The organism is Rugamonas sp., assembly GCF_025354735.1.
GTDB lineage: Bacteria > Pseudomonadota > Gammaproteobacteria > Burkholderiales > Burkholderiaceae_D > Rugamonas.
This window is the reverse complement of record NZ_JANXMI010000181.1, coordinates 1-19,711: the sequence shown is the minus strand read 5'-3', so window position 1 is coordinate 19,711 and position 19,711 is coordinate 1. Positions and strand designations below refer to the sequence as shown.

Annotated in this window: 24 protein-coding genes; 14 read left to right on the top strand and 10 right to left on the bottom strand. The window is 66.9% G+C overall.

The genetic code is table 11. From position 1 onward, the window contains the following. Positions 1–142 precede the first annotated feature (142 nt). Positions 143–1,054, bottom strand: a complete 912-nt coding sequence (locus Q0S71_RS14660) for a LysR family transcriptional regulator (RefSeq protein ID WP_295997006.1) — start codon at positions 1,052–1,054, stop codon at positions 143–145. Between the two features lie 213 nt (positions 1,055–1,267). On the opposite strand from Q0S71_RS14660, the gene Q0S71_RS14655 reads away from it, so the two are divergent. Further along, complete coding sequence (locus Q0S71_RS14655; RefSeq protein ID WP_295997004.1) at positions 1,268–1,654, top strand: hypothetical protein; 387 nt, start codon at positions 1,268–1,270, stop codon at positions 1,652–1,654. A gap of 7 nt (positions 1,655–1,661) precedes the next feature. Here Q0S71_RS14655 and Q0S71_RS14650 read toward each other — a convergent pair whose 3' ends face one another. Then, positions 1,662–1,796: a hypothetical protein gene (locus Q0S71_RS14650; protein ID WP_295997002.1), complete on the bottom strand. Its 135-nt coding sequence runs from the start codon at positions 1,794–1,796 to the stop codon at positions 1,662–1,664. A gap of 279 nt (positions 1,797–2,075) precedes the next feature. On the opposite strand from Q0S71_RS14650, the gene Q0S71_RS14645 reads away from it, so the two are divergent. Then, positions 2,076–2,900 (top strand): hypothetical protein, encoded by an 825-nt coding sequence (locus tag Q0S71_RS14645; protein WP_295996999.1) that lies wholly within the window; start codon positions 2,076–2,078, stop codon positions 2,898–2,900. Between the two features lie 28 nt (positions 2,901–2,928). Here the strand turns inward: Q0S71_RS14645 and Q0S71_RS14640 are convergent, their stop codons facing one another. The 3 genes from Q0S71_RS14640 to Q0S71_RS14630 form a co-directional block, all read right to left on the bottom strand. Beyond that, positions 2,929–3,486 carry an EF-hand domain-containing protein gene (locus Q0S71_RS14640; RefSeq protein ID WP_295996998.1) on the bottom strand — a complete coding sequence of 186 codons (558 nt, stop codon included), beginning with the start codon at positions 3,484–3,486 and terminating at the stop codon, positions 2,929–2,931. Positions 3,487–3,555: 69 nt separating this feature from the next. Continuing rightward, positions 3,556–4,299, bottom strand: a complete 744-nt coding sequence (locus Q0S71_RS14635) for a hypothetical protein (RefSeq protein WP_295996995.1) — start codon at positions 4,297–4,299, stop codon at positions 3,556–3,558. A gap of 66 nt (positions 4,300–4,365) precedes the next feature. After that, positions 4,366–5,244, bottom strand: a complete 879-nt coding sequence (locus tag Q0S71_RS14630) for an alpha/beta hydrolase (RefSeq protein ID WP_295996993.1) — start codon at positions 5,242–5,244, stop codon at positions 4,366–4,368. Between the two features lie 288 nt (positions 5,245–5,532). Here Q0S71_RS14630 and Q0S71_RS14625 point away from each other — a divergent pair, with 288 nt between their 5' ends. Both Q0S71_RS14625 and Q0S71_RS14620 read left to right on the top strand, forming a co-directional pair. Further along, on the top strand, positions 5,533–5,961 hold the full coding sequence (locus Q0S71_RS14625; protein ID WP_295996990.1) for a helix-turn-helix domain-containing protein: 429 nt from the start codon (positions 5,533–5,535) through the stop codon (positions 5,959–5,961). A gap of 3 nt (positions 5,962–5,964) precedes the next feature. Further along, positions 5,965–6,693 (top strand): AraC family transcriptional regulator, encoded by a 729-nt coding sequence (locus tag Q0S71_RS14620; RefSeq protein ID WP_295996987.1) that lies wholly within the window; start codon positions 5,965–5,967, stop codon positions 6,691–6,693. 24 nt (positions 6,694–6,717) lie between these two features. On the opposite strand, the gene Q0S71_RS14615 is transcribed toward Q0S71_RS14620, so the two are convergent. The 3 genes from Q0S71_RS14615 to Q0S71_RS14605 all read right to left on the bottom strand — a co-directional run bounded on the left by Q0S71_RS14615 (position 6,718) and on the right by Q0S71_RS14605 (position 8,748). Beyond that, positions 6,718–7,860, bottom strand: coding sequence for a branched-chain amino acid ABC transporter substrate-binding protein (locus Q0S71_RS14615; protein ID WP_295996986.1), 1,143 nt, complete (start codon positions 7,858–7,860; stop codon positions 6,718–6,720). Positions 7,861–7,882: 22 nt separating this feature from the next. After that, entirely contained in the window at positions 7,883–8,131 is a 249-nt protein-coding gene (locus Q0S71_RS14610; RefSeq protein ID WP_295996982.1) for a DUF3297 family protein, read from the bottom strand. A 74-nt stretch (positions 8,132–8,205) separates the two neighbouring features. Continuing rightward, positions 8,206–8,748: a hypothetical protein gene (locus Q0S71_RS14605; protein ID WP_295996979.1), complete on the bottom strand. Its 543-nt coding sequence runs from the start codon at positions 8,746–8,748 to the stop codon at positions 8,206–8,208. Positions 8,749–8,917: 169 nt separating this feature from the next. Here Q0S71_RS14605 and Q0S71_RS14600 point away from each other — a divergent pair, with 169 nt between their 5' ends. The 6 genes from Q0S71_RS14600 (at position 8,918) to Q0S71_RS14580 (ending at position 14,760) form a co-directional block, all read left to right on the top strand. Continuing rightward, a complete protein-coding gene (locus Q0S71_RS14600; RefSeq protein WP_295996977.1) occupies positions 8,918–11,107 on the top strand; it encodes a TonB-dependent receptor in 2,190 nt (729 codons plus the stop codon). A 5-nt stretch (positions 11,108–11,112) separates the two neighbouring features. Continuing rightward, on the top strand, positions 11,113–11,340 hold the full coding sequence (locus tag Q0S71_RS27415; protein WP_367185304.1) for a hypothetical protein: 228 nt from the start codon (positions 11,113–11,115) through the stop codon (positions 11,338–11,340). Next, positions 11,341–11,448, top strand: coding sequence for a DUF3649 domain-containing protein (locus Q0S71_RS27410; RefSeq protein ID WP_367185303.1), 108 nt, complete (start codon positions 11,341–11,343; stop codon positions 11,446–11,448). After that, entirely contained in the window at positions 11,445–13,097 is a 1,653-nt protein-coding gene (locus Q0S71_RS14590) for a PepSY domain-containing protein (RefSeq protein ID WP_295996974.1), read from the top strand. The genes Q0S71_RS27410 and Q0S71_RS14590 overlap by 4 nt, the downstream gene beginning before the upstream one ends. Beyond that, entirely contained in the window at positions 13,094–13,426 is a 333-nt protein-coding gene (locus tag Q0S71_RS14585; RefSeq protein ID WP_295996972.1) for a DUF3325 family protein, read from the top strand. Before Q0S71_RS14590 ends, Q0S71_RS14585 begins: the two co-directional genes overlap by 4 nt. Positions 13,427–13,569: 143 nt before the next feature. Beyond that, positions 13,570–14,760, top strand: a complete 1,191-nt coding sequence (locus Q0S71_RS14580; RefSeq protein WP_295996969.1) for a GGDEF domain-containing protein — start codon at positions 13,570–13,572, stop codon at positions 14,758–14,760. Positions 14,761–14,820: 60 nt separating this feature from the next. On the opposite strand, the gene Q0S71_RS14575 is transcribed toward Q0S71_RS14580, so the two are convergent. Continuing rightward, positions 14,821–15,678: a ferritin-like domain-containing protein gene (locus Q0S71_RS14575; RefSeq protein ID WP_295997009.1), complete on the bottom strand. Its 858-nt coding sequence runs from the start codon at positions 15,676–15,678 to the stop codon at positions 14,821–14,823. Positions 15,679–15,841: 163 nt separating this feature from the next. On the opposite strand from Q0S71_RS14575, the gene Q0S71_RS14570 reads away from it, so the two are divergent. Together Q0S71_RS14570 and Q0S71_RS14565 are read left to right on the top strand one after the other, a co-directional pair. Then, positions 15,842–16,540 carry a DUF4197 domain-containing protein gene (locus Q0S71_RS14570; protein WP_295996966.1) on the top strand — a complete coding sequence of 233 codons (699 nt, stop codon included), beginning with the start codon at positions 15,842–15,844 and terminating at the stop codon, positions 16,538–16,540. 170 nt (positions 16,541–16,710) lie between these two features. Then, complete coding sequence (locus Q0S71_RS14565; protein WP_295996964.1) at positions 16,711–17,340, top strand: TetR/AcrR family transcriptional regulator; 630 nt, start codon at positions 16,711–16,713, stop codon at positions 17,338–17,340. Between the two features lie 101 nt (positions 17,341–17,441). Here Q0S71_RS14565 and Q0S71_RS14560 read toward each other — a convergent pair whose 3' ends face one another. Then, positions 17,442–18,335 carry a LysR family transcriptional regulator gene (locus tag Q0S71_RS14560; protein ID WP_295996961.1) on the bottom strand — a complete coding sequence of 298 codons (894 nt, stop codon included), beginning with the start codon at positions 18,333–18,335 and terminating at the stop codon, positions 17,442–17,444. A gap of 210 nt (positions 18,336–18,545) precedes the next feature. Here Q0S71_RS14560 and Q0S71_RS14555 point away from each other — a divergent pair, with 210 nt between their 5' ends. Next, positions 18,546–19,292 (top strand): SDR family oxidoreductase, encoded by a 747-nt coding sequence (locus Q0S71_RS14555; RefSeq protein WP_295996957.1) that lies wholly within the window; start codon positions 18,546–18,548, stop codon positions 19,290–19,292. Between the two features lie 81 nt (positions 19,293–19,373). Continuing rightward, positions 19,374–19,664, top strand: coding sequence for a YciI family protein (locus tag Q0S71_RS14550; RefSeq protein ID WP_295996954.1), 291 nt, complete (start codon positions 19,374–19,376; stop codon positions 19,662–19,664). Positions 19,665–19,711 lie beyond the last annotated feature (47 nt).

Genomic DNA, 19,711 nt, shown 5'->3' with positions numbered 1-19,711 from the left:
CATGACGATAATCGCTCTGGTTGCCGGTTGAGGGGGCTGGCTGACCGCGATAAATCAGCGATCAACTCGTCCAGCATAGCCTTGGCCCGAAATAAAGGCCAGCTACGACGAGGGATATGATCGCACGGAACTAAACAGCTATTTAAGTACCAATGTCCCACGGCGCCTGCGGCGTCCACCTGGCGGCCAGCAGATCGATGAACAGGCGCACCTTGGGCGACAGGTGCTGGCGCGCCGGGTACAGCACGCGGATGGGATCGCCATCGCGCTCGACGTTGCGCAGCAGCGGCACCAGCCGTCCGCTGCGCAAGTCATCCTCGATCAGATAGGTCGGCAGGTTGGCGACGCCGAGGCCGGCCAGGGCCATTTCCTGGATCGCCTGCGCGCTGTTCATCTGCAGCCGTCCGGCGCTGCCGACCGCGCCGTCCGCGCCCTTGAAGGTCCACGGCGTGGGCCGGCTGCCGTTGGCGAAGAACAGGCATTCGTGGGCGTTGAGCGCGTCGACCGTGCGCGGCGTGCCGCGCCGTTCCAGATAGGCCGGCGCCGCGCAGATCATCAGCCGCTCGTGCGCCACGGTGCGCGCGATCAGGCTCGAATCGACGCGCGGCCCGCCGATGCGCAGCGCCACATCGACGCCCTCGTCGACCAGATCGACATAGCGGTCGGCGAAGCTGACGTTGACGCTCACCTGCGGCCACGCTTCCAGATACGTGGCCAGCACCGGCAGCAAATGCTTGTGCCCGAGCGCAGACGGCACGCTGATGCGCAAGCGTCCGTGCGGGGCGGTGCTGCGCTGGGCCATCGCCTCCTCGGTTTGTTCCAGGTCGTCGAGGATCTGCACGCAGCGGTCGAAGAAGGCCTTGCCGTCGTCGGTCAGGCTCAGGCTGCGCGAGCTGCGGTTCAGCAGCCGCACCTGTAAGCGTTCTTCCAGCCGCGCGATGCTTTTGCCGACGGCCGAACGAGTCAGGCCGACCTGCCCGGCGGCGACGGTGAAGCTGCCGGCGTTGACGACGCTGACGAAGGTGGCGATTTCGCTGAAATTATTCAGGCCCAATGGGATTCCCGTAAAAATAAGATGTTGTGCTTGACGGCGGCGACGCAGCTTGGCCCGCGGCTCATGACCAATGGCAGATTGCGCCGCGCCAGCCGCCCGGGTACAGTCGATGTGGATGGCACGCGGCACCGGCCGGCCGCCCACTTTAGCATGCCCGGATCAGTTCCGAACCCGGCCGCTCCACACCCGCACCCCACCTTATCGAGCCGACATATGAGCAACTCCCCCACTCCACCCGGCAGCGACTGGATCGCCATTATCCGCCGCCCCACGCTCGATGAATTCAGCGCCGCCTTCGCCGACGCCGTGGTGCTGGAAGGCTCCGTCGTCAAGCAGGCCGTCGTCGGCGCCGCCGCCATCCTGCGCTTCTTCGACGCCACCCGCGTCATGTACGACAGCATCGCCTTCGTCCACGAGTCGAACGCGGACAGCCGCACTTTCCTGGAATGGGAAGGCGTGTACCAGGGCGCGCCGGTGGCCGGCACCACCGTGCTGACGCGCGACGGCCGCGGCAAGATCGTCAGCATCCGTCTGTTCCACCGGCCCTACGCGCAAGTGCTGGCCTTTTCGGCCGGGCTGGACGCGCTGCTGAAGGACTAGCGCCGCCTCAGGCCACGGCCGCCAGCGAGGCCGTGTCGTACGGCTTGCCGAGCAGGTCGGCGTTGGCGAGGCGGGTCGCTTCGTCGTCCTCGGCCAGCAGGATGCGCAGGCCGCTGCGCGCGGCCGGCACCGTCCATCGCATCGCGCGCGTCGACGCAGAGATCGAGTAGCGCGGTTTCCACCTGCGTGACCAGGCGCCACATGCGGTCGCGCTCCTCGCTGCGCCGGCCGACCTGCAAGGCCAGGTCGCGGTTCTCGTGGCTCAGCGCCACGCTGGCCAGCTCCCGGTCTTCGATGTCGGTGTTGGTGTCGAGCCAGCGCCGGGCCCGCGTTCATCCCTTCCCGAGCGGGTGGGCCCCGCCGCGCGCGTCATCGGCGATAATGGCGGCGCGCCACTTCACGGCGCTGACCAGGATAATCGATGCAAAAATTAATCGCGGAGTTGAGCCGGCTGTATCTGCTGCCCGGCCAGCAGCGCTACCGTCTCGACGACGCGGGCGCGGATCAGGCGGCCGCCGGCGCCCTGTCGCCGGCCTTGCTGGAGCAGCATCTGCGCGGCGCGCTGACGGTGTCCATCGAACTCGCGAGCGCCGACGGCCAGGCCCGGGCCCTGGTCATGGAATTCATCGGCAAGACGGAAACGCAGCGCGCGCGGCACTGGGATACCTTGTGCCTCGTCGCGAACGCCATGCAGGAGCAGCTGGGCCTGCCCGCGCCGGCCGTCAGCATCTCGGGCGCCAACGGTTTTGGACTGTGGATGTCGCTGGAGACGGCGGTGCCGGTCGCGCAGGCTCAGCGGTTTTTACGCCTGCTGCGCGCGGCCTATAGTCCCGAACTGGAAAATGATGAGATCACCCTGCGGCCGGACGACGGCGCGCAGGCGTTGGCGCAGGATCGCGCCGAGCTGCCGCCGTGCCTGAACCGGTCCAGTCAAAAATGGTCGGCATTCATCAATCCGGGCATGGGCGCCTCGTTCGCCGAGGAGCCGGGGCTGGAAATGTCACCGCCACCGGCGGCCCAGGCGGCGTTCCTGGAAGGCTTGCACAGCATTGGCGCGGCGCAGTTCGCCCAGGCGATGCGGACGCTACAGCCGCAGTCGCAAGCGGCAACGGCAGCAACCCTGGCGCCCGCGTCCACCGCCCTGCCCGCAGGATTGCTGCTCAGGGATGCGACGCTGGAAGATATCGTCAGGCTGCTGCACGAGCGCAACATCGAGCCGACCTTCCGCCATTTGATCGCCAAATGATGGGCGCCCGGGCAGACCGTCGAGCGCGCTAGCGGCGCCGCTCGCCCGACGTGATCGCGTACTGGTTGGCCACCGCCAGTCCCTGGCTGAGGAAGCGGTCGGTCGCCGCATCGTCCACCTTGCCGGACGCGTCGGTGGTGTACGAGTCGACCAGCTTGGTGAACAGCGTATCGCCGCTGGCGTAATTCGCCTTGACGCCTTGGACGAATTCATCGATCGACAAGGTGCCGTCCTTGGAGGTGTCGAAGCTGGCGAACAGTTTCTGCGCCGTCTCGGCCGACACGCCGACCCGCTTCAACTGGGTGGCGAATTCGGTCGCGTTCAGCGACTGGTTGCGGTCCGTATCGCCCTGCACAAACGTCTCCGGCGCCCACGCGATGGTGAGCGGCGTGGCGATCAGGCTGTTGACGTCGCCCTCCACCACTTTGCTGGTCTGCCCATTGCTGAGCGTGACGATGGTCGATGCCGGCTGGTCGTCCGCCGGCGCCGGCGCTGCGGCATCTTTCGCCGCCGCCTTGGCGCTGGCGCTGTTGTTGGCGATATTGGTGTAGGCGGCGGTCGAGCCGCCGATGCTGGAAATGGACATATTCATACTCCTCAGTGGTTTACTATCAGTCACATAATGACTACCCGTCACATGACGGCCGACGCCGAATTAATGTGTGCCGGCGCCGACAGGCGCCCTGCCGCGCCGCAACAACGCCAGGTTTTGGCGTATCGAAAAAACGTGCAGGAAAATCGCCAGCGGCGCCAGAAAAGCGGGTATCCACACGAACGGCCAGTGTCCGAAACCGGTGAACGGCAAGCCCGGCCAGTCCAGGTGCGCCGGTCCCGGCGTCGAACTCAGCGTCGTGAAGATCGTGTTCGTCAGGATGGCCAGGCCGAGCGCGTTCCATACGATCACGCTGCGCGGCGCCAGTTGCCAGTAGCGGATCGCGAACGCGACGAAGGGCGCGGTCAGGCCGACGAGCACGTCGAAATTACGGCCCTCGAACGTCACTTGCCGCGGCGCGCCGCCGGCCAGGTAGAGGCCGAGAAACGACAGCTCCACGCCGATGCGGAAGATCTGCATCGCCACCGGCCAGTGGCGCGGCGCGGCGTCGATCAGGCCGCGCAGCAGCGCGCTGCGATGCAGCACGACGACGCCGGCCAAGGCGAGCAGCGGTATCAACAGCAGGCGCGGCGGGCGCGCTTCCCACACGGCCAGCCAGCCGTCCGCCGCCAGCGCGCCGGACAGCAACAGCCACGCGACGAGCGCCAGCGGCACGGCCAGCGGCAGCGCGCTGCGCCGCCTCGGCGGCGGGTGCAGCCGCGCCAGCAAGGGTGGCAGCACCGACGTCACCATCGCCACGCACAGCAGCGTCAACAGCGCCAGTCCCGCACAGGTCCAGAAATACATCGCGCCTCCTCGGATTACATCGATGACATCGCCCATTTCTTTAATTTAGATTATACTAGAAATCTATTAATGCGCATCCTGCGGTGATCCGAGGAAATCCAGCACCAGCCGCGCGAACAGTTCCGGCTGCTCCCACTGCATGAAATGGCCGGCGTCCGGCAGCGCGATCAGGTCGAGGCGCTGGGTGAAGTTGCGCTCCTGGTGCTGGAACATGGCCGCGCCTATGCAGCCGTCTTGCATGCCGTAAATGATGCGGGTCGGAACCGACACGGGTGAAAAAATCAGCCGCCGCGACAGGGAACTGAGCAGACTGCGCGGCAATTGCCGATACCAGGCCAGCGCCGCTTTCAGGCGGCGCGGATCGGCGTAGTTGTCTTTCAGCGGCCGCAGCTCCGCTTCGCCGCATTGCCAGGCCGGCGACCAGAGCTTGATGAGCGCCACGACGCCGGCGAAATCATGGGCCGACAGTTGCGCTTCCGGCAGGCCGGGCAGCTGGAAGCGCAACATATAACTGGACCGGCGCAGCTGTTGCCAGCCCATATTGAGCAGGAAATGCCCGGTATGCGGCACGGCCGCCGCGACCAACCGCCGCACGCGCTGCGGCGCCAGGTTGGCCGCCGCATAGCCGGTCACGGCGCCCCAGTCGTGGCCGACGATGGAAAAGCGTTCGGCGCCGAGCGCATCGGCCAGGTCCAGCACATCGGAGGCCGACGCTTCGACGCGGTAGTCGTGGTCCGGCGCCAGCTCGCTGGGCGCGTAGCCGCGCAGCGACGGCGCGACGGCCCGGTAGCCGGCGGCGGCGACGCGGTCGAGTATCGGCAAAAAGCCGCGATAGGTGTCGGGGAAGCCGTGGAGGAAAATCACCAACGGGCCCGCGCCACGGCTGACGTAGGCGATGTCGAAACCGCCGGCGCGGATATGGCAGCGTGCGAAGTCTTCCGTCATGGAATGGTGGCTTTCACGCCGGGCGGCATTTAAAAGCCCATTTTAAAAGCAAAGCCCTGTCGAGTATTGTCAGAAATGCTCGTGTTTGGTCGAAAACTGCGCCTGCTTGGCGGGCGTGGAATCGTCATAAAAGTAGCAGTTTCATACAAAACGCGCTTAAAACTGACTTTTTCGCGCATTATCAACAGGTTAAGATAGCTTATGAAGAAACATGCGCCAGTCAGCAATGTGGAAATTCCGCAAGTAGATCAATGCAATCTGGCCGCCATCCGGCTCGGGTCGCGGCTGATGACCAAGATTTATGACGCGGCGCTGGCTCCGGTCGGCATCAAGAGTAGCGAGCTGAGCATCATGAGCTTGCTTGCCCACCGCGCCGCCACCGGGCCGACCGTCACCGTCACCGAACTGGCGGCGGCGCTGGCGATGAGCCGCAGCACCGCCCGCCAGCATCTGCAACAGCTGGAACAGGCGCTGCTGGTGCGCGCGGCCGAGCCGTCGGGCGCGGCGCGCGGCCTGCGCTTTGGCCTGACCGCCGCCGGCCGGTTGAAAGTGGACGACGCCATCCCGCTGTGGCGCGGCGCCCAACATTATTTCGAGAAAATCTACGGCGCCGAACCGGCCCAGCAACTGCGCCAGACCCTGCGCCATATCGCCCAGGACCAGCAGCGGCACGGCGCCGGCATCGAACGCCACGGCGCCGCCGGCGCGCCGCTGTAAGCGATGAAGCACGCGTCCACCGCCGCCTGCCTGCTGGTCGCGCAGGCGAGGAAAAAGCGCCCCGCCGCCGCGCCGCTGCCGGTCCCGGGCGCCGATGATGAGCTGATGCAGATGCAGATGCAGCAGGCCGGCTTGAATGCGCTGGAACGCGCCGTCCACGCGGCGGCCAGCGGCGCGGCCGATGGTATGGCCAATACGCCGCCGCACGACGACGGCGACATCATCTTCGACCAGCTCACCAAATTGCTGCTGCACGTGCATAGCTTGCCGGCCGACGGCAACGAGGCCTTCGCCGATGCGCTGATCCACGCGCTGCGTACGTATCTGGCGCAGCTCGACAGCGCGCCCACGGTGCCGCTCAATGCGCGCGGCGGGCTGGCGCCGCGCCAGGAACGGCTGGTCAAGGAAATGATGGCCGCCAATCTGGACGGCAGCGTCTCGTCGGCGCTGCTGGCGGCGGCCTGCAATCTGTCGCCCAGCCATTTCGCGCGCGCCTTCAAGCAATCGACGGGCGTGCCGCCGCACCGCTGGCTGTTGCAGCAGCGCGTGGAACAGGTGAAGCAGTATTTGTTGCGGCAGCAATTGCCGATGTCGGAGATCGCACTGGCCTGCGGTTTCGCCGACCAGAGCCATCTGAGCAAGGGCTTCAAGAGCATCACCGGCTACAGCCCGCGCCAGTGGCAGCGCGCCCAGGATGGCGATGTCGACCATGCGGAGCGGCCGCTGCCCTAGGCCGGGCCGCCGCCACCGGCCGGCTTATTTCATCACGGTCAGCACCTGGCGCTTGCCGCCACGGAAGGTATAGATCGTCAGCACGCCATCGTGGACGTCGCCGCGCGCGTCGAAGGAGATGGTGCCGATCACGCCCTTGTGGCGCAGCTTGGCCAGCACCGGCAAATATTTCGCCGGATCGGGCGAGCCGGCCTGCTGCATAGCTTCGACCATCATCATCAGCGCGTCGTAGGCATAGGGCGCATAGGTCTGCACGTCGATGCCGTATTTGCGGCGATAGGCGGCGCGGAAGTCGCTCATGGCCTGCTGCTGCGACGGCTCGACGCCGCCGGCTTCGGCGCAGATGACCTGGTCGTCGACCATGGCGTCGCCCGCCAGCACGGCCAGCGAGTTCGAGCACATGCCGTCGCCGCCCATGAAGTGGGCCGGCACGGCCAGCTGCTTCATCTGGCGCAGCATGGGGCCGGCGACGGCGTCCATGCCGCCGAAGAACACCAGGTCCGGCTTGGTGGCCTTGATGGCGGTCAGGATGGCGCTGAAGTCGGTCGCCTTGTCGTTGGTGTATTGCTGCGACACGACGCTGGCCGCGCCGCCGGAGGCCTTGACGTTCTTGATGAACTCGTCGGTCAGGCCCTTGCCGTAGGCGGTGCGGTCGTCGATGACGGCGATGCGCTTGGCCTTGCCGGCCTGCATCGCGTAGCGCGCCAGCGCGGCGCCCAGTTGCTCGTCGTTGGCGACGTTGCGGAAGGCCGTGTTATAGCCCTGGCGCGTGTATTTGGGATTGCTGGCCGACGGCGAAATCTGCGGGATGCCGGCCTCGAAATAAATCCGCGAGGCCGGTATCGTCGTGCCCGAATTTTCGTGGCCGATCACGCCGGCGACCTTGGCGTCGACCAGTTTCTGGGCCGCCGCAGTGCCCTGCTTGGGGTCGCCCGCGTCGTCCTCGGCCTGCAGCACCAGCTTGTAGCGCTTGCCGCCGATGACGAGGCCCTTGGCGTTCAATTCATCGACCGCCATGCGCGCGCCGTTCTCGTTGTCCTTGCCGAGGTGGGCGATGGGGCCGGAGGTGGCGGCCACGTGGCCGATCTTGATGATGTCGTCGGCCCACGCCGGCGCCGCACCGGCCCACAGGCAGGCCAGCAGGACGGCCCGGCGGGCCGCTGTCATGGTCGGTTCCATGGGGTGGCGGTCAGCGGTAAAACGCTTCGACCGTGCCCTTCAGTTTAATCAGCAAAGGCTTGCCTTTACGATCCAGCGATTTGCCGGACTGGACTTTGATCCAGCCTTCGCTGATGCAGTATTCTTCGACGTCGCTGCGTTCCTTGTCGTTGAACTTGATGCCGATGTCGTGTTCGAACACGGCGGCGACGTGGTGGGGACTCCGGGCGTCGATGGACAGACGGTCGGGCAATGGGGGGAGTTGGGTAGCTTCGTTCATGGGGATCAATTATCCATGATTTTGCGCCCGCCGTGAATGTCCAGATGACATCGGCCGGCGGACGGGTCGACGATTCAGCCCGGTTCGGCGTCCAGGAAGAAGATGGCGTAGGCCTGGGCCGGCGTCTTTTCGGTCGGTTTTTCGATTTGAATCTGCAGGCTGTCCTCGGCCACCAGGCTGCGCCAGTTCGGCACGCCGGCGTTGGCGAACAGTCCCTGCGCCTTCGACGCCAGGCTCAGGTCGAGCGCCAGGCGGGCGTTGCGGGCGCCGGTCTTGGCGTAGTTGACGCCGCGCAGCTCGAAGCCGAAGGCCGCCAGCCACGGTTCCCACAAGCCGCTTTCCACGCCCTGCACGATGCGCACTAGCATGTCGTCGAGCTTCAAGCCTTTTTTGGTGATGTCGCGCAGCGTGTCGAGCGAAGTGGCGTAGCGGGCGTCGGTGTTGCGCTTGCCGGCGCCGCTCTCGCCGATGGAGCGCAATTCCTTCGAGAACATCGCGTCGCGCTCGGTGTAATCGCGCATGCGGCCGTAAAAGCCGGCGTCCTGGAAGGGGTTTTCGACGCGGCCCGCAGGCGCTTCGGCGGTTTTGGGGACGGCTGGCTGTTTTTTCTTGGTCATGGTGGTGTCGCTAAGCATAAGAAGCGTAGTTTAACACCGCGCGAGCCATCGCCTCCCTTATTCCTGTCCGGGGGCGATGTGTCTGTTGGTTAATTTTTTCATGCAAGCAACTGTACAAATGCCGAAATAGAAATGATAATAGCAATCATTATCATTTGATCGAGCTTCCATGTACCCATTTGCCGCTGCCGCCTGCCGTCCCAAGCGCCTCACCTTGTGCGTTTTGTCCGCCCTGTCTTCCCTACCCGCGCACGCGCAAACGGCGGCCGGTGCCGATGCGCCGGCACTGCAAACGGTGGTCGTCAACGCCAGCGCCGACGCGTCGGCCGCCGACTTGTCCAAGGCTTACGCGGGCGGCCAGGTGGCGCGCGGCGGCCGCGTCGGCCTGCTGGGCACCGTCGACAATATGGATACGCCGTTCAACAGCACCAGCTACACCCAGCAATTCATCCAGGACCAGCAGGCCCACAGCGTGGCCGACGTGCTGCAAGCGGACCCCGGCGTGCGCGTCGCGCGCGGCTTCGGCAACTACCAGGAGCTGTACGTGATACGCGGCTTTCCGGTCAACTCGGACGACCTGGCCTACAACGGCTTGAACGGCGTGCTGCCGCGCCAGTACATCGCCGCCGAATTGCTGGAACGGGTGGAAGTTTTCCGGGGCGCGAACACCTTCCTGAACGGCGCCACGCCGGCCGGCGGCGGCATCGGCGGCGCCATCAACCTGTTGCCGAAACGGGCGCCCAACGCCCCGCTGACGGAAGTGAGCGCCGGCCTGCAAACGGGCAAACAGACTTATCTGGCGACCGACATCGCGCGCCGCTTCGGCGACGAGCAGCGCTTCGGCGTGCGCCTCAACGCGGTCCAGCGCAAGGGCGGCACCGGCATCGACCAGGAGGACCGCGATTTGCAACTGGGCGCCATCGGCGTCGATTATCGCGGTCGCGGCTTCCGCCTGTCAGCCGACCTCGGTTGGCAGGACAGCCAGTTCCACCATGCCCGCCCTTCCGTCAACGTGGCCGCCGGACAGGCCGTGCCGGCGGCGCCCGACGGCTCGGCCAACTTCGGCCAGCCATGGGATTATTCGAGCGAGCGCGATGTCTTCGGCACCGTGCGCGGCGAGTGGGATATCGCGCCCGACGTGCTGGCCTGGGCGGCCCTGGGCGCGCGGCGCGGCAACGAGGCGAACCGCCTGGCCAGCACGCTGAACCTGGCGACGACGGCCGGCAGCGGCACCATCCGCCGCTTCGACAACAACCGCGAAGACCATATTCACACCGGTGAACTGGGCGTGCGCGCCGCGCTGCGCACCGGCCCCGTCACGCACAAGCTGGTGCTGTCGACGACCGGCTTCGACCTTGATTCGCGCAACGCCTACGCCACCTCGGCCTATCAAGCGACGTCGCTGCTTAACCCGGCGGTGCTGGCGCTGCCGACCCTGACCACCTTCGGCAGCACGCTGTCCGATCCGCACACGACCAACAAGACGACGCTGGTCAGCGAGGCCGTCGCCGACACCGTCGGCCTGCTCGACGACTCCGTGCTGCTGACGGTCGGCGTGCGGCGCCAGAATATCCGGCAGATCGGCTACGCCTACACCACCTACAAGCAGAGCGCCTATTACAAGCAGGGCGCCAACACGCCGATGGCGGCGCTGGTGTACAAGCTCACGGCGCAGGTGTCGCTGTACGCCAACTATATCGAAAGCCTGCAACAGGGCGCGGTGGCCGGATCGACCGCCGTCAACATCGGCCAGATTTTCGCGCCCTACACTTCGCGCCAAAAAGAAGCGGGCCTGAAGTACGACGCCGGCCGCATCGGCTTCAACGCCGCGCTGTTCACCACCAGCCAGCCGCAGGGCATCTTGAATCCAACCACCAAGGTGTTCGGCATCGATGGCCAGCAGCGCAACCGGGGCGTCGAATTCTCGGCCTACGGCGAAGCGGCGCGCGGCCTGCGCGTGCTGGGCGGCCTGACGCTGCTCGACGCCACCCAGCAGCACACGGCCGGCGGCCTGACCGACGGCAAGGACGTCATCGGCGTGCCCAAGTCGCAGGCCAACATCGGCCTCGATTGGGACGTGCCGGGCGCGCGCGGCTTGAGCGTGTCGGCGCGCGCGCTGCACACGGCGTCGCAGAACGCCAACGCCGCCAACACGCAGGCGATACCATCGTGGAACCGGTTCGACGCCAGCGCGCGCTACCAGTTCCATGTCGACGGCCACAGCGTCACCGTGCGCGCCCGCGTCGACAACCTGACCGATAAAAACTACTGGGCCTCGGCCGGCGGTTCGCAGGGCAGCGGCTACCTGGTGCTGGGCGCGCCGCGCACCGTGGCCGTCACCGCCAGCACGGAGTTTTAAGGCGCATGGCGACCACGATTTCCGGCCCGACGAAAAAGCGCGGCGTGACGATGCGGTACCGGCTCGGCGTGGCGTCGCGCGCGCTGGCCGGCGTGGCCGGCGGCTATGCGTTCAGCGCCCTGCTGACGGCGTGTCTGACGCTGACGCTGCCCTTGCTGTCGATGAGCCGCGCCGAGTCGGTGCAGACGGCGACCATGTTGTCGTTCGCGGTCTACGCCGTGGCGGTGATGTGAGTGTTCGCCGCGCGCTCGGCGGCGCGGGCGTGGCTGGGCCTGACGCTGGCGTCGGCGCTGTCCGGCGGCGTGCTGCTGTTGCTGCCGCCGCTGGGAGCGGCCGCATGAAATCGGCGATGCAACCATCTGGCTTGCAAAAATCAGGCTTGCGACAGTCGATGGCGTGGCTGCACACCTGGTCGGGCCTGCTCGTGTGCTGGGTGCTGTGGCTGATTTTTTGCGCCGGCACGGCGAGCTATTACCGGCAAGAGATCACGCTGTGGATGACGCCCGAATGGCACCAGCTGGCGATGCGGCCGGCCGATCCGGTGGCCGCCGCCGAACGCGCCATCGACGTGATGCAGCGGCGTTCGCCGCACGCGCTGCGCTGGGCCATCAACCTGCCGCAAGCGCGCACGCCGGCGCTGCGGGTTTACTGGTCGGAGCCGGCGCAAGCCGGTTCGAGCAAGCGCGGCCGCTTCCAGAACGTGATGCTGGACCCGGACAGCGGCGCCACCCTGCCGCCGCCGCGCGCCACCCGTGGCGGCGAATTTTTCTACCGCCTGCATTTCGATCTGTACTACATGGCGCCCGAAACGGGCCGCTGGATCGTCGGCTTCTGCACCATGTTCATGCTGGTGGCCATCCTCAGCGGCGTGGTCACGCACAAGCGCATCTTCAAGGATTTCTTCACCTTCCGGCCCGGCAAGGGGCCGCGCTCGTGGCTGGATGCACACAACGCCGTCGCCGTGCTGGCGCTGCCCTATCACCTGATGATTACCTACACCGGCCTGGTGGCGACGCTGTTCCTGTACATGCCGGCCGGCGTGCAGGTGGCTTACCACGGCAGGCAGGCGCAGATGGACGCGGAGATGTATCCGTCCGAACCGAAGGTCAAGCCGGCCGGCGTGGCCGCGCCGCTGACGGCCATCGCGCCGCTGATGTTGCAGGCGCAGCAGCGCTGGCATGGCGTCCCGGCCGGCAAGGTCAGCATCGACAATCCGAACGACCGCCACGCCGTCGTCATCATCGAGCAGCGCGGCGGCGCGCACATGTCGCGCACCCAGCCGGCGCTGGTGTTCGACGGCGTCAGCGGCGCGCTGCTGTCGTCTTCCGGCGACGACGCGCCGGCCGCCGCGACGCGCAACACCATGGTCGGCCTGCACATCGCCAATTTCGCGCAGCCGGCCCTGCGCGCCCTGTTTTTCCTGTCCGGCCTGGCGGGCTGTGCGATGGTCGCCACCGGCGCGCTGCTGTGGACGCTGCGCGAACGCAACAAGCAGCGCCAGTTCGGCGCCACGCTGGCCGGGCGCTGCGGCCTGCGCCTGGCCGAAGGCTTGAACCTGGGCGCCATCGCCGGCCTGCCGATCGCCATCGGCGCCTATTTCTGGGCCAACCGCCTGCTGCCGCTGGACGCGCCGCTGCGCGCCGACCTGGAAATCCACTGCTTCTTCGCGACGTGGGCGGCGGCGGCCGTGCTGGCGCAACTGAGCCCGGGCCGCGCGATGTGGCGCGCGCAGCTGGCGCTGGCGGCGCTGGCGCTGGGCGGCGTGCCGCTGCTGAACGGCCTCACCACGGACAGCCATCTGGGCGTCACGCTGCTGCAAGGGCGCGGTCCGCTGCCGGTGGCCGCCTTCGATTTGACGCTGCTGGGCCTGGGCCTGCTGTTCGCTTACGCCGCCTGGCGGCTGCGCGGTCCCGGCCGTGCCGCCGCCGTTGCGGCCACGCCGGCCGACGCCGCCGACCGGCATCCGGACCCGTTGCGGGAGCTCGCATGACGCCGGCCCTGCTGCCGCTGGGCGCCGCGCTGGCCTACAACGGCATGGCCGCCCTGTGCCTGGCCACCGAGCGCCAATACGGGCAATGGCGCGGCCGTGGCGCGTCGCCGACGCCGGCGTTGCGACGCGGCTTGCGGCTGGCCGCAGCGCTGGCCCTATCGCTGGCCGCCGTGGCCTGCATCGCCGATGCCGGCGCGGCCGTCGGCATCATCCTGTGGCTGGGCGAACTGAGCGCCGCCGCCCTGCTGGTGGCCGGGCTGTGGACTTACGCCACCCGCGCCGCCCTGCCGCTGGGCGCCGTCGCGCTGGCGGCCGCCCTGCTCTGCTGAGGCGCGCCGGATTTCATTAATGTAATTTCAAGCATGCTGTTGTTTTTGACATTATTCCGAGTTGATGATCTGTCACTTGTAGTAAGATGCTGGACCTTTGCAACCAACTCTTACGCGCACTCCGCAGTGACGCGCACTCAGCAGTGATTTTTTCATTCCAGGATCCGACGACCTTCGCCATCGCGCCCGGCACGCATGAGTTCAGCGATGCCGCCACCGAATCGCGCTTCAGCCGCAACGAGCTGACAGCGACCCAAGCGCGGCTGCGCGTCACGCTGCTGTTTTGCTCGTTTTTTTATGTCCTCTTCGGCGTCACCGACATCAGCGAGCTGGGCTTCGGCCACGATGCCCTGGTCGTGTTCCTGGCGCGCGCGGCCGTGGCCGCCACCGCCGGCGTCTGCTGCCTGATTAGCTACCGGCCCTGCTGCGGCGTGGCCCTCACGCGCCTGCTCGCCTGCGCCGCCGAGATCGCCGGCGTCGCCGGCTTCGCCGTGGTGCTGTTCCACCGGCCCGGCGAAACGCCGTGGCACGCCATGTCGATGGGGATGATGGTGATCGTCATTTACCTGTACATCCCCAACCGCCTGGTCTACGCGATCGCCATCGCGCTGGCGGCCACGGTCGGCTTCATCGGCATCGTCTGCGCGGAGGGCTGGCTGCGGCTGAACGACATCCTGACCATGACCATGCTGCTACTGCTGGCCAACACCTTCGGCCTGGTGGCGGCGCGGCGCTACCACCAGATCCGGCGCGAAGAATACCGCGCCCGCGAAACGCTCAAGCAGATCACGCTGCGCGACCCGCTCACCGGCTGCCGCAACCGCCGCTACCTGCAACAAGAGCTGCTCGACACGGAGAGTTCGCGGGCGCAGCGCTACCGCCAGCATTTGAGCGTGGTGATGTGCGACCTCGACCACTTCAAGGCCATCAACGACAGCCACGGCCACGGCGCCGGCGATCTGGTGCTGACCGAGTTCGCGCGGCTGCTGATGAACATGACGCGCGAGCATGTCGACAGCGTGATCCGCTACGGCGGCGAGGAATTCCTGATCGTGCTGCCGGAGACCGACTTGCACGGCGCGGCGCTGCTGGCCGAGCGCCTGCGCGCGGGATTCCAGGCCACGCCGATCGAATATGCGCCCGGCCGCACGCTGCGGGCCACGGCCAGTTTCGGCGTGGCGGCCTGCGATTACGCGCGCGCGGACCAGCCGCTGTCGCTGACGCAGCTGGTGGTCGACGCCGACCAGCTGCTGTACGAATCGAAAAAGCACGGCCGCAATCAGGTGCGCAGCAAGCGCTCGGTCGATGAGGTGCCGGCCGGCTCGGTGGCTTGACGCGCCTGCCAGCTAAATCAGAGGCAAGCTACATCGTCGCGACGGCGGCCCGTGCGGTCGTCAATCCGCCGTCAAGGCGGCCAGCTCGGCGTCGGTGAAGCCGGCCTGGCGCCGCGCTTCGAGGTTGAACGGGCCGCGCGGCGTCGGCGCCTTGTATTGCAGCGCCAGCGCGGCGTAGGTGGCGTATGGTTCCAGGCCGCGCTGGCGGCACAAATGGCCGTACCAGCGGTTGCCGATTTCGACGTGGCCGATTTCGTCGCGCAGAATAATGTCGAGGATGGCCACGGCCGCCGCGTCGCCGGCCTGCCCCAGCTTCGCTTGCAGCGGCGGGATGGCGTCGAGGCCGCGCGCTTCGAGCGTGCGCGGCACCAGCGCCATGCGCGCCAGCACGTCGCCACGGGTCTTGTGGACCATCTCCCACAAACTGTCGTGCGCGGCGAAGTCGCCGTAGGCGTAGCCCAGCTGCCGCAAATGCGCGGCCAGCATCGCGTAGTGGGTCGCTTCTTCGGCCGACACGCGCAGCCAGTCGGCGTAATATTCCGGCGGCATGTCCGGGAAGCGCCACAGCGCGTCCAGCGCCAGATTGGTGGCGTTGAATTCGATGTGGGCCAGCGCGTGGATCAACATGGCGCGGCCTTCCAGCGTCGCCATCGAGCGCTGGCCCAGCATGCGTGGATGCACCAGTGCGGGCCGCGCCGGCCGGCCGGGAATCGCCGGCGGCGACTGCGCCGCCGCGTTGGCTGCGGCCGCCGAGGTTGCCGCGCTTGCCGCAGCCGCCGCGTTCGCGCCCGTGTCCAGCGTGCAGGCGCCGGCCCGCCACGCGGCGGCCATCGCTGTCACGGCGGCCACTTTGGCGTCCGGATCGGCTTCGGTCAGGCAAGCCAGCGCCAGGGCGCGCAGTTCGGCGGGCGGCGCCATGGCGTCAATATCCATGGCGGTCAGCGCGATGGCGCGGCGAAACGAGGTGGTGCATGGTGCTTCCTTAAACGTGTGCAGGCCGCAGTGTAGCAAATACCTTGCCGCGCGACGCGGGCGATCAATTAAGATTAACGTCATCGTTCATCCTCACTGGAGTTGCGCCATGTCCCCTTCCCCCGCCCGTTCCCGCGTCCGCCTGGCCTGGATCGCGCCCCTGTGTCTGCTCGCGTCCAGCGCCTGGGCGCTGTCGCTGGCGGACTTGACGAACGCCGACGCCGGCAGCGGCGTCAAGGCCGCCCTGAACCAAGGTTCGCTGGCCGCCGTCGGCAAGCTGGGCGTCGAAAACGGCTTCCTGAATAATGAGCTGGTCAAGATCCCGCTGCCGCCGCTGCTGGAAAAAGCCCGGCCCATCCTGAAGATGGCCGGCCAGGGCAAGATGCTCGACGATCTGGTGGTGTCCATGAACCACGCCGCCGAGGCGGCCGTGCCGATGGCCAAGCCGCTGTTGATCGACGCCGTCAAGTCGATGTCGGTCAGCGACGCCAAGAACATCCTGACCGGCGGCGACACGTCGGTGACGAATTTCTTCCGCGAGAAGACGTCGGCCAAACTGGCGCTGCAATTCCTGCCCATCGTCAAGAAAGTGACCGACCGTTCCGACCTGTCGGCCAAGTACAACAGCGCCATCGGCCACGCGGCGCAGTTCGGCATGGGCCAGCCGCCGTCGGTCGAGGATTACGTCACCCAGCGCGCGCTCGACGGCCTGTACACGATGATAGGCGAGGAAGAAAAAGCCATCCGGCGCGATCCTATCGGCACCGGCAGCAAGATCATCGGCAAGGTGTTCGGCGCGCTCAACTGAGCGCCGCCGCGTTGAACCCGGCGGCGCGAATTGCGGCGCGCAAGCGCGGCGGAAGCGCGGCGCGGCTGAGGCCCGCTGGCGCATTATCTTGACTTAATTAATACGTTCGTACATACTGATTGTGACCGCGGACCACCGCGCCCCTCCGTACCGACCAGCGAGCACGCAGCATGAAGCCATCGAATCGAGAAAAAATCCTGAGCGAAGGTATGCGCGTCGTGCTGGAACGGGGCTATAGCGGCGCCAGCGTGCGCGACATCATCCAGGCCGCCGGCGTGCCGCAAGGCTCGTTCACCAACCATTTCGTGTCCAAGGAAGCGTTCGGACTGGAATTGTTGGGGATTTATTTCGCGGAAACCCGCAAGCTGATCCAGGCCACGCTGGGCAATGAATTCCTGGCGCCGCTGCAAGGCTTGCGTGAGTTCGTCGACGCCAACAAGGCCCGCCTGCGCGACGAGGGCATGCAGCACGGCTGCCTGTCCGGCAACTTCAGCGCGGAAGCGAGCGACCACAGTGCGAATATCAGCCTGAGTTTGCGCGAAATTTTTTCCGAGGTCCGCAATTCCATCGCCTATTGCCTGCGGCGCGCGATCCGCCAGGGCGCGCTGCCGCAGGATACGGCCTGCGACACCATCGCCGGCTTCGTCGTCAGCGGTTTGCAGGGCGCGATCTTGCTGACCAAAGTCGAACGTACCTTGCAGCCCATCGAGCAATTCGAATACGTGCTGTTCGCGCTGACCCTGCGCCGGCCCGATTTGCTGGCGCCGCCACAGGCCGCCACCACGACCGCCTTTGCCTGACCGTGCGTGGTCCGGCCCTACGTCGGCTGATCGCCTGATCGCCTGACCGCGCGATCGCGTGCTCCCCGACCGTGCGCCGTCTGGCGCACCAGCCGCCACGGTCAGCCTCGGCCGCTCGCCGCCCTCTCCCTGAAATTGGCCACAAACAGCTTGAGCAGCGGCGACGTGTCGGCCTTGCGGTAGCCCAGCATCAGCTCGATGGTCGGCGCCTCGCCGCTGATCGGCCGGCTGATGACCGACCACGGCAGGAAATTGAGCGCATAACTCGGCAGCAGGGTCACGCCGCGCGTCGAGGCCACCATCGAAATGGCCATCGCCAGATTATCGATGTGGTGATGCGGCAGCAGCTCGATGCCGATGCGCTGAAAGTAGTCGTCCAGCACGCCCTGCAACACCGGCGCCGTGTCGGACATGCCGATGAACACTTCGCCCGTCAGTTGCCGGATGTCTATGCTGTCCTGCGCCGCCAGCCGGTGATCGCTCGGCAGCACCACCAGCAGCGGCTCCTGCGCCACGCACAGGTATTCCAGCTCCGGCCGGCCCGGCTCGCGGCGCATGAAGGCCACGTCCAGCTTGCGGCGCAGCAAATCGTCGGCCAGGCCCGGTGAGCTGAGGCTCGATACGCTGATGTCGACGCGCGCCAACTCGCCGCCCAGCACGCGCATCGCGTGCGGCAGCCATTCCATTTCCTGTCCCGTTAAAAAACCCAGCGCGAAGCGCGGCTTCGATGGCGCGGCCGCTTCGCGCGCCGCGTGGCCGGCCGCGTCCACCTGGGCCAGGGCCAGCCGGGCGTGGTCGAGAAAAACCTTGCCGGCCGCCGTGAGCGTGATGCCACGGCTGCCGCGCAGCAGCAGCGGCGTGCCGACCTCGTCCTCCAAGGCCTGCAACTGCCGGCTCAGCGATGGCTGCGAGGTGTACAGGCGGCGCTCGGCGGCGGCGGTGACGCTGCCCTCCTCGGCCACGGCGACAAAATAGCGCAGATGTCGTAATTCCAATCTTTTCCCTCCATGCCTTTCAGGCATACCTCGCCAGCTTACAAAGTCTTTTTGCAAAACACAAGGACGGCGTATCTTTCACCTACCGGCTGCAACGCAACACGAACACGCGGCCTCTGAAGCACCGCGCAATAAACGCAGGCCATGCCCGGCATGCATCTTCGCCAATCATTTGAACCACGCCATCCACTAAACTTAAAGGAAATCATCATGAGCAAACTCCTAGGCAAAACCGCCCTCGTCACCGGCGCCTCCCGTGGTATCGGCCGCGCCAGCGCCCTGGCGCTGGCCAAGGCCGGCGCCCAAGTCATCGTCCACTACAGCACGGCCACCGCCGAAGCCGAAGCGGTGGTGGCGGAAATCACCGCCGCCGGCGGCCGCGCCAGCGCCATCTCGGTCGACCTGAGCGCGCCGGACGGCGCCCATCAGCTGGCCCGCCAGGTGCGCGACATCGTCGGTGACCGCCTCGACGTCGTCTTCGCCAACGCCGGCGTGGCGGCGGCCGGCCCGATCGCCGACACCAAGGTGGAAGACTTCGACCGCCTGTTCGCCGTCAACGTGCGCGCGCCTTATTTCCTGGTACAGCAGTTGTTGCCGGTGCTGGGCAACGGCAGCAGCGTGATCTTGAACTCGTCGCTGGCGGCGCGCGCATCGGTCGGCGAGCTGTCGGCCTACGCCGCCACCAAGGGCGCGATCAGCACGCTCGTCAAGCACTTCGCCACGGCGCTGGGAGAACGCGGCATCCGCGTCAACGCCGTCGCGCCGGGCGTCGTCGCGACCGACATGTCGAGCTTCGTCAAGACCGACGGCGGCCGCGACTTCACGCTGTCCTTGCAGGCGCTCAAACGCATCGCCCAGCCGGACGATATCGCCGACGTCGTGGCCTTCCTGGCCTCCGACGATGCGCGCTGGATCAGCGGCGACATCATCGAAGTCGGCGGCGGCTCCAAGCTGTAAGCACGGCCACAGCTTGCGGCGCCGCACCGGCGCCGCAAGCCGCACACCGCATCCTCCTCTTTTCTTTAATCGGGAATCATCATGTTCTTACTTAATCTCAGCTACATCAAAGCACCGGCCGTCGTCGAGCCGGAAAACAAGGCCCACGGCGAGTGGGTGCGCAAATACCTGGCCGACGGCACCTTCCTGTTCGCCGGCGCCAAAAAGAGCGGCCTGGGCGGCATCCTCGCCGTCAAGAGCATCGACAAGGCGGCGTTGCTGGCCATCCTGGCCGAAGATTCCTACGTCGTCGCCGACGTCGGCGAGTACCAGATCATCGACGTCGACATCAAGATGGCGCAGGCGGCGTTCGAGTCGCTCAAGCAAGCCTGAGTCCCTGTAGCGACAGCGCGGGACGCTCCAGCGCGGCGCCGGCGCCG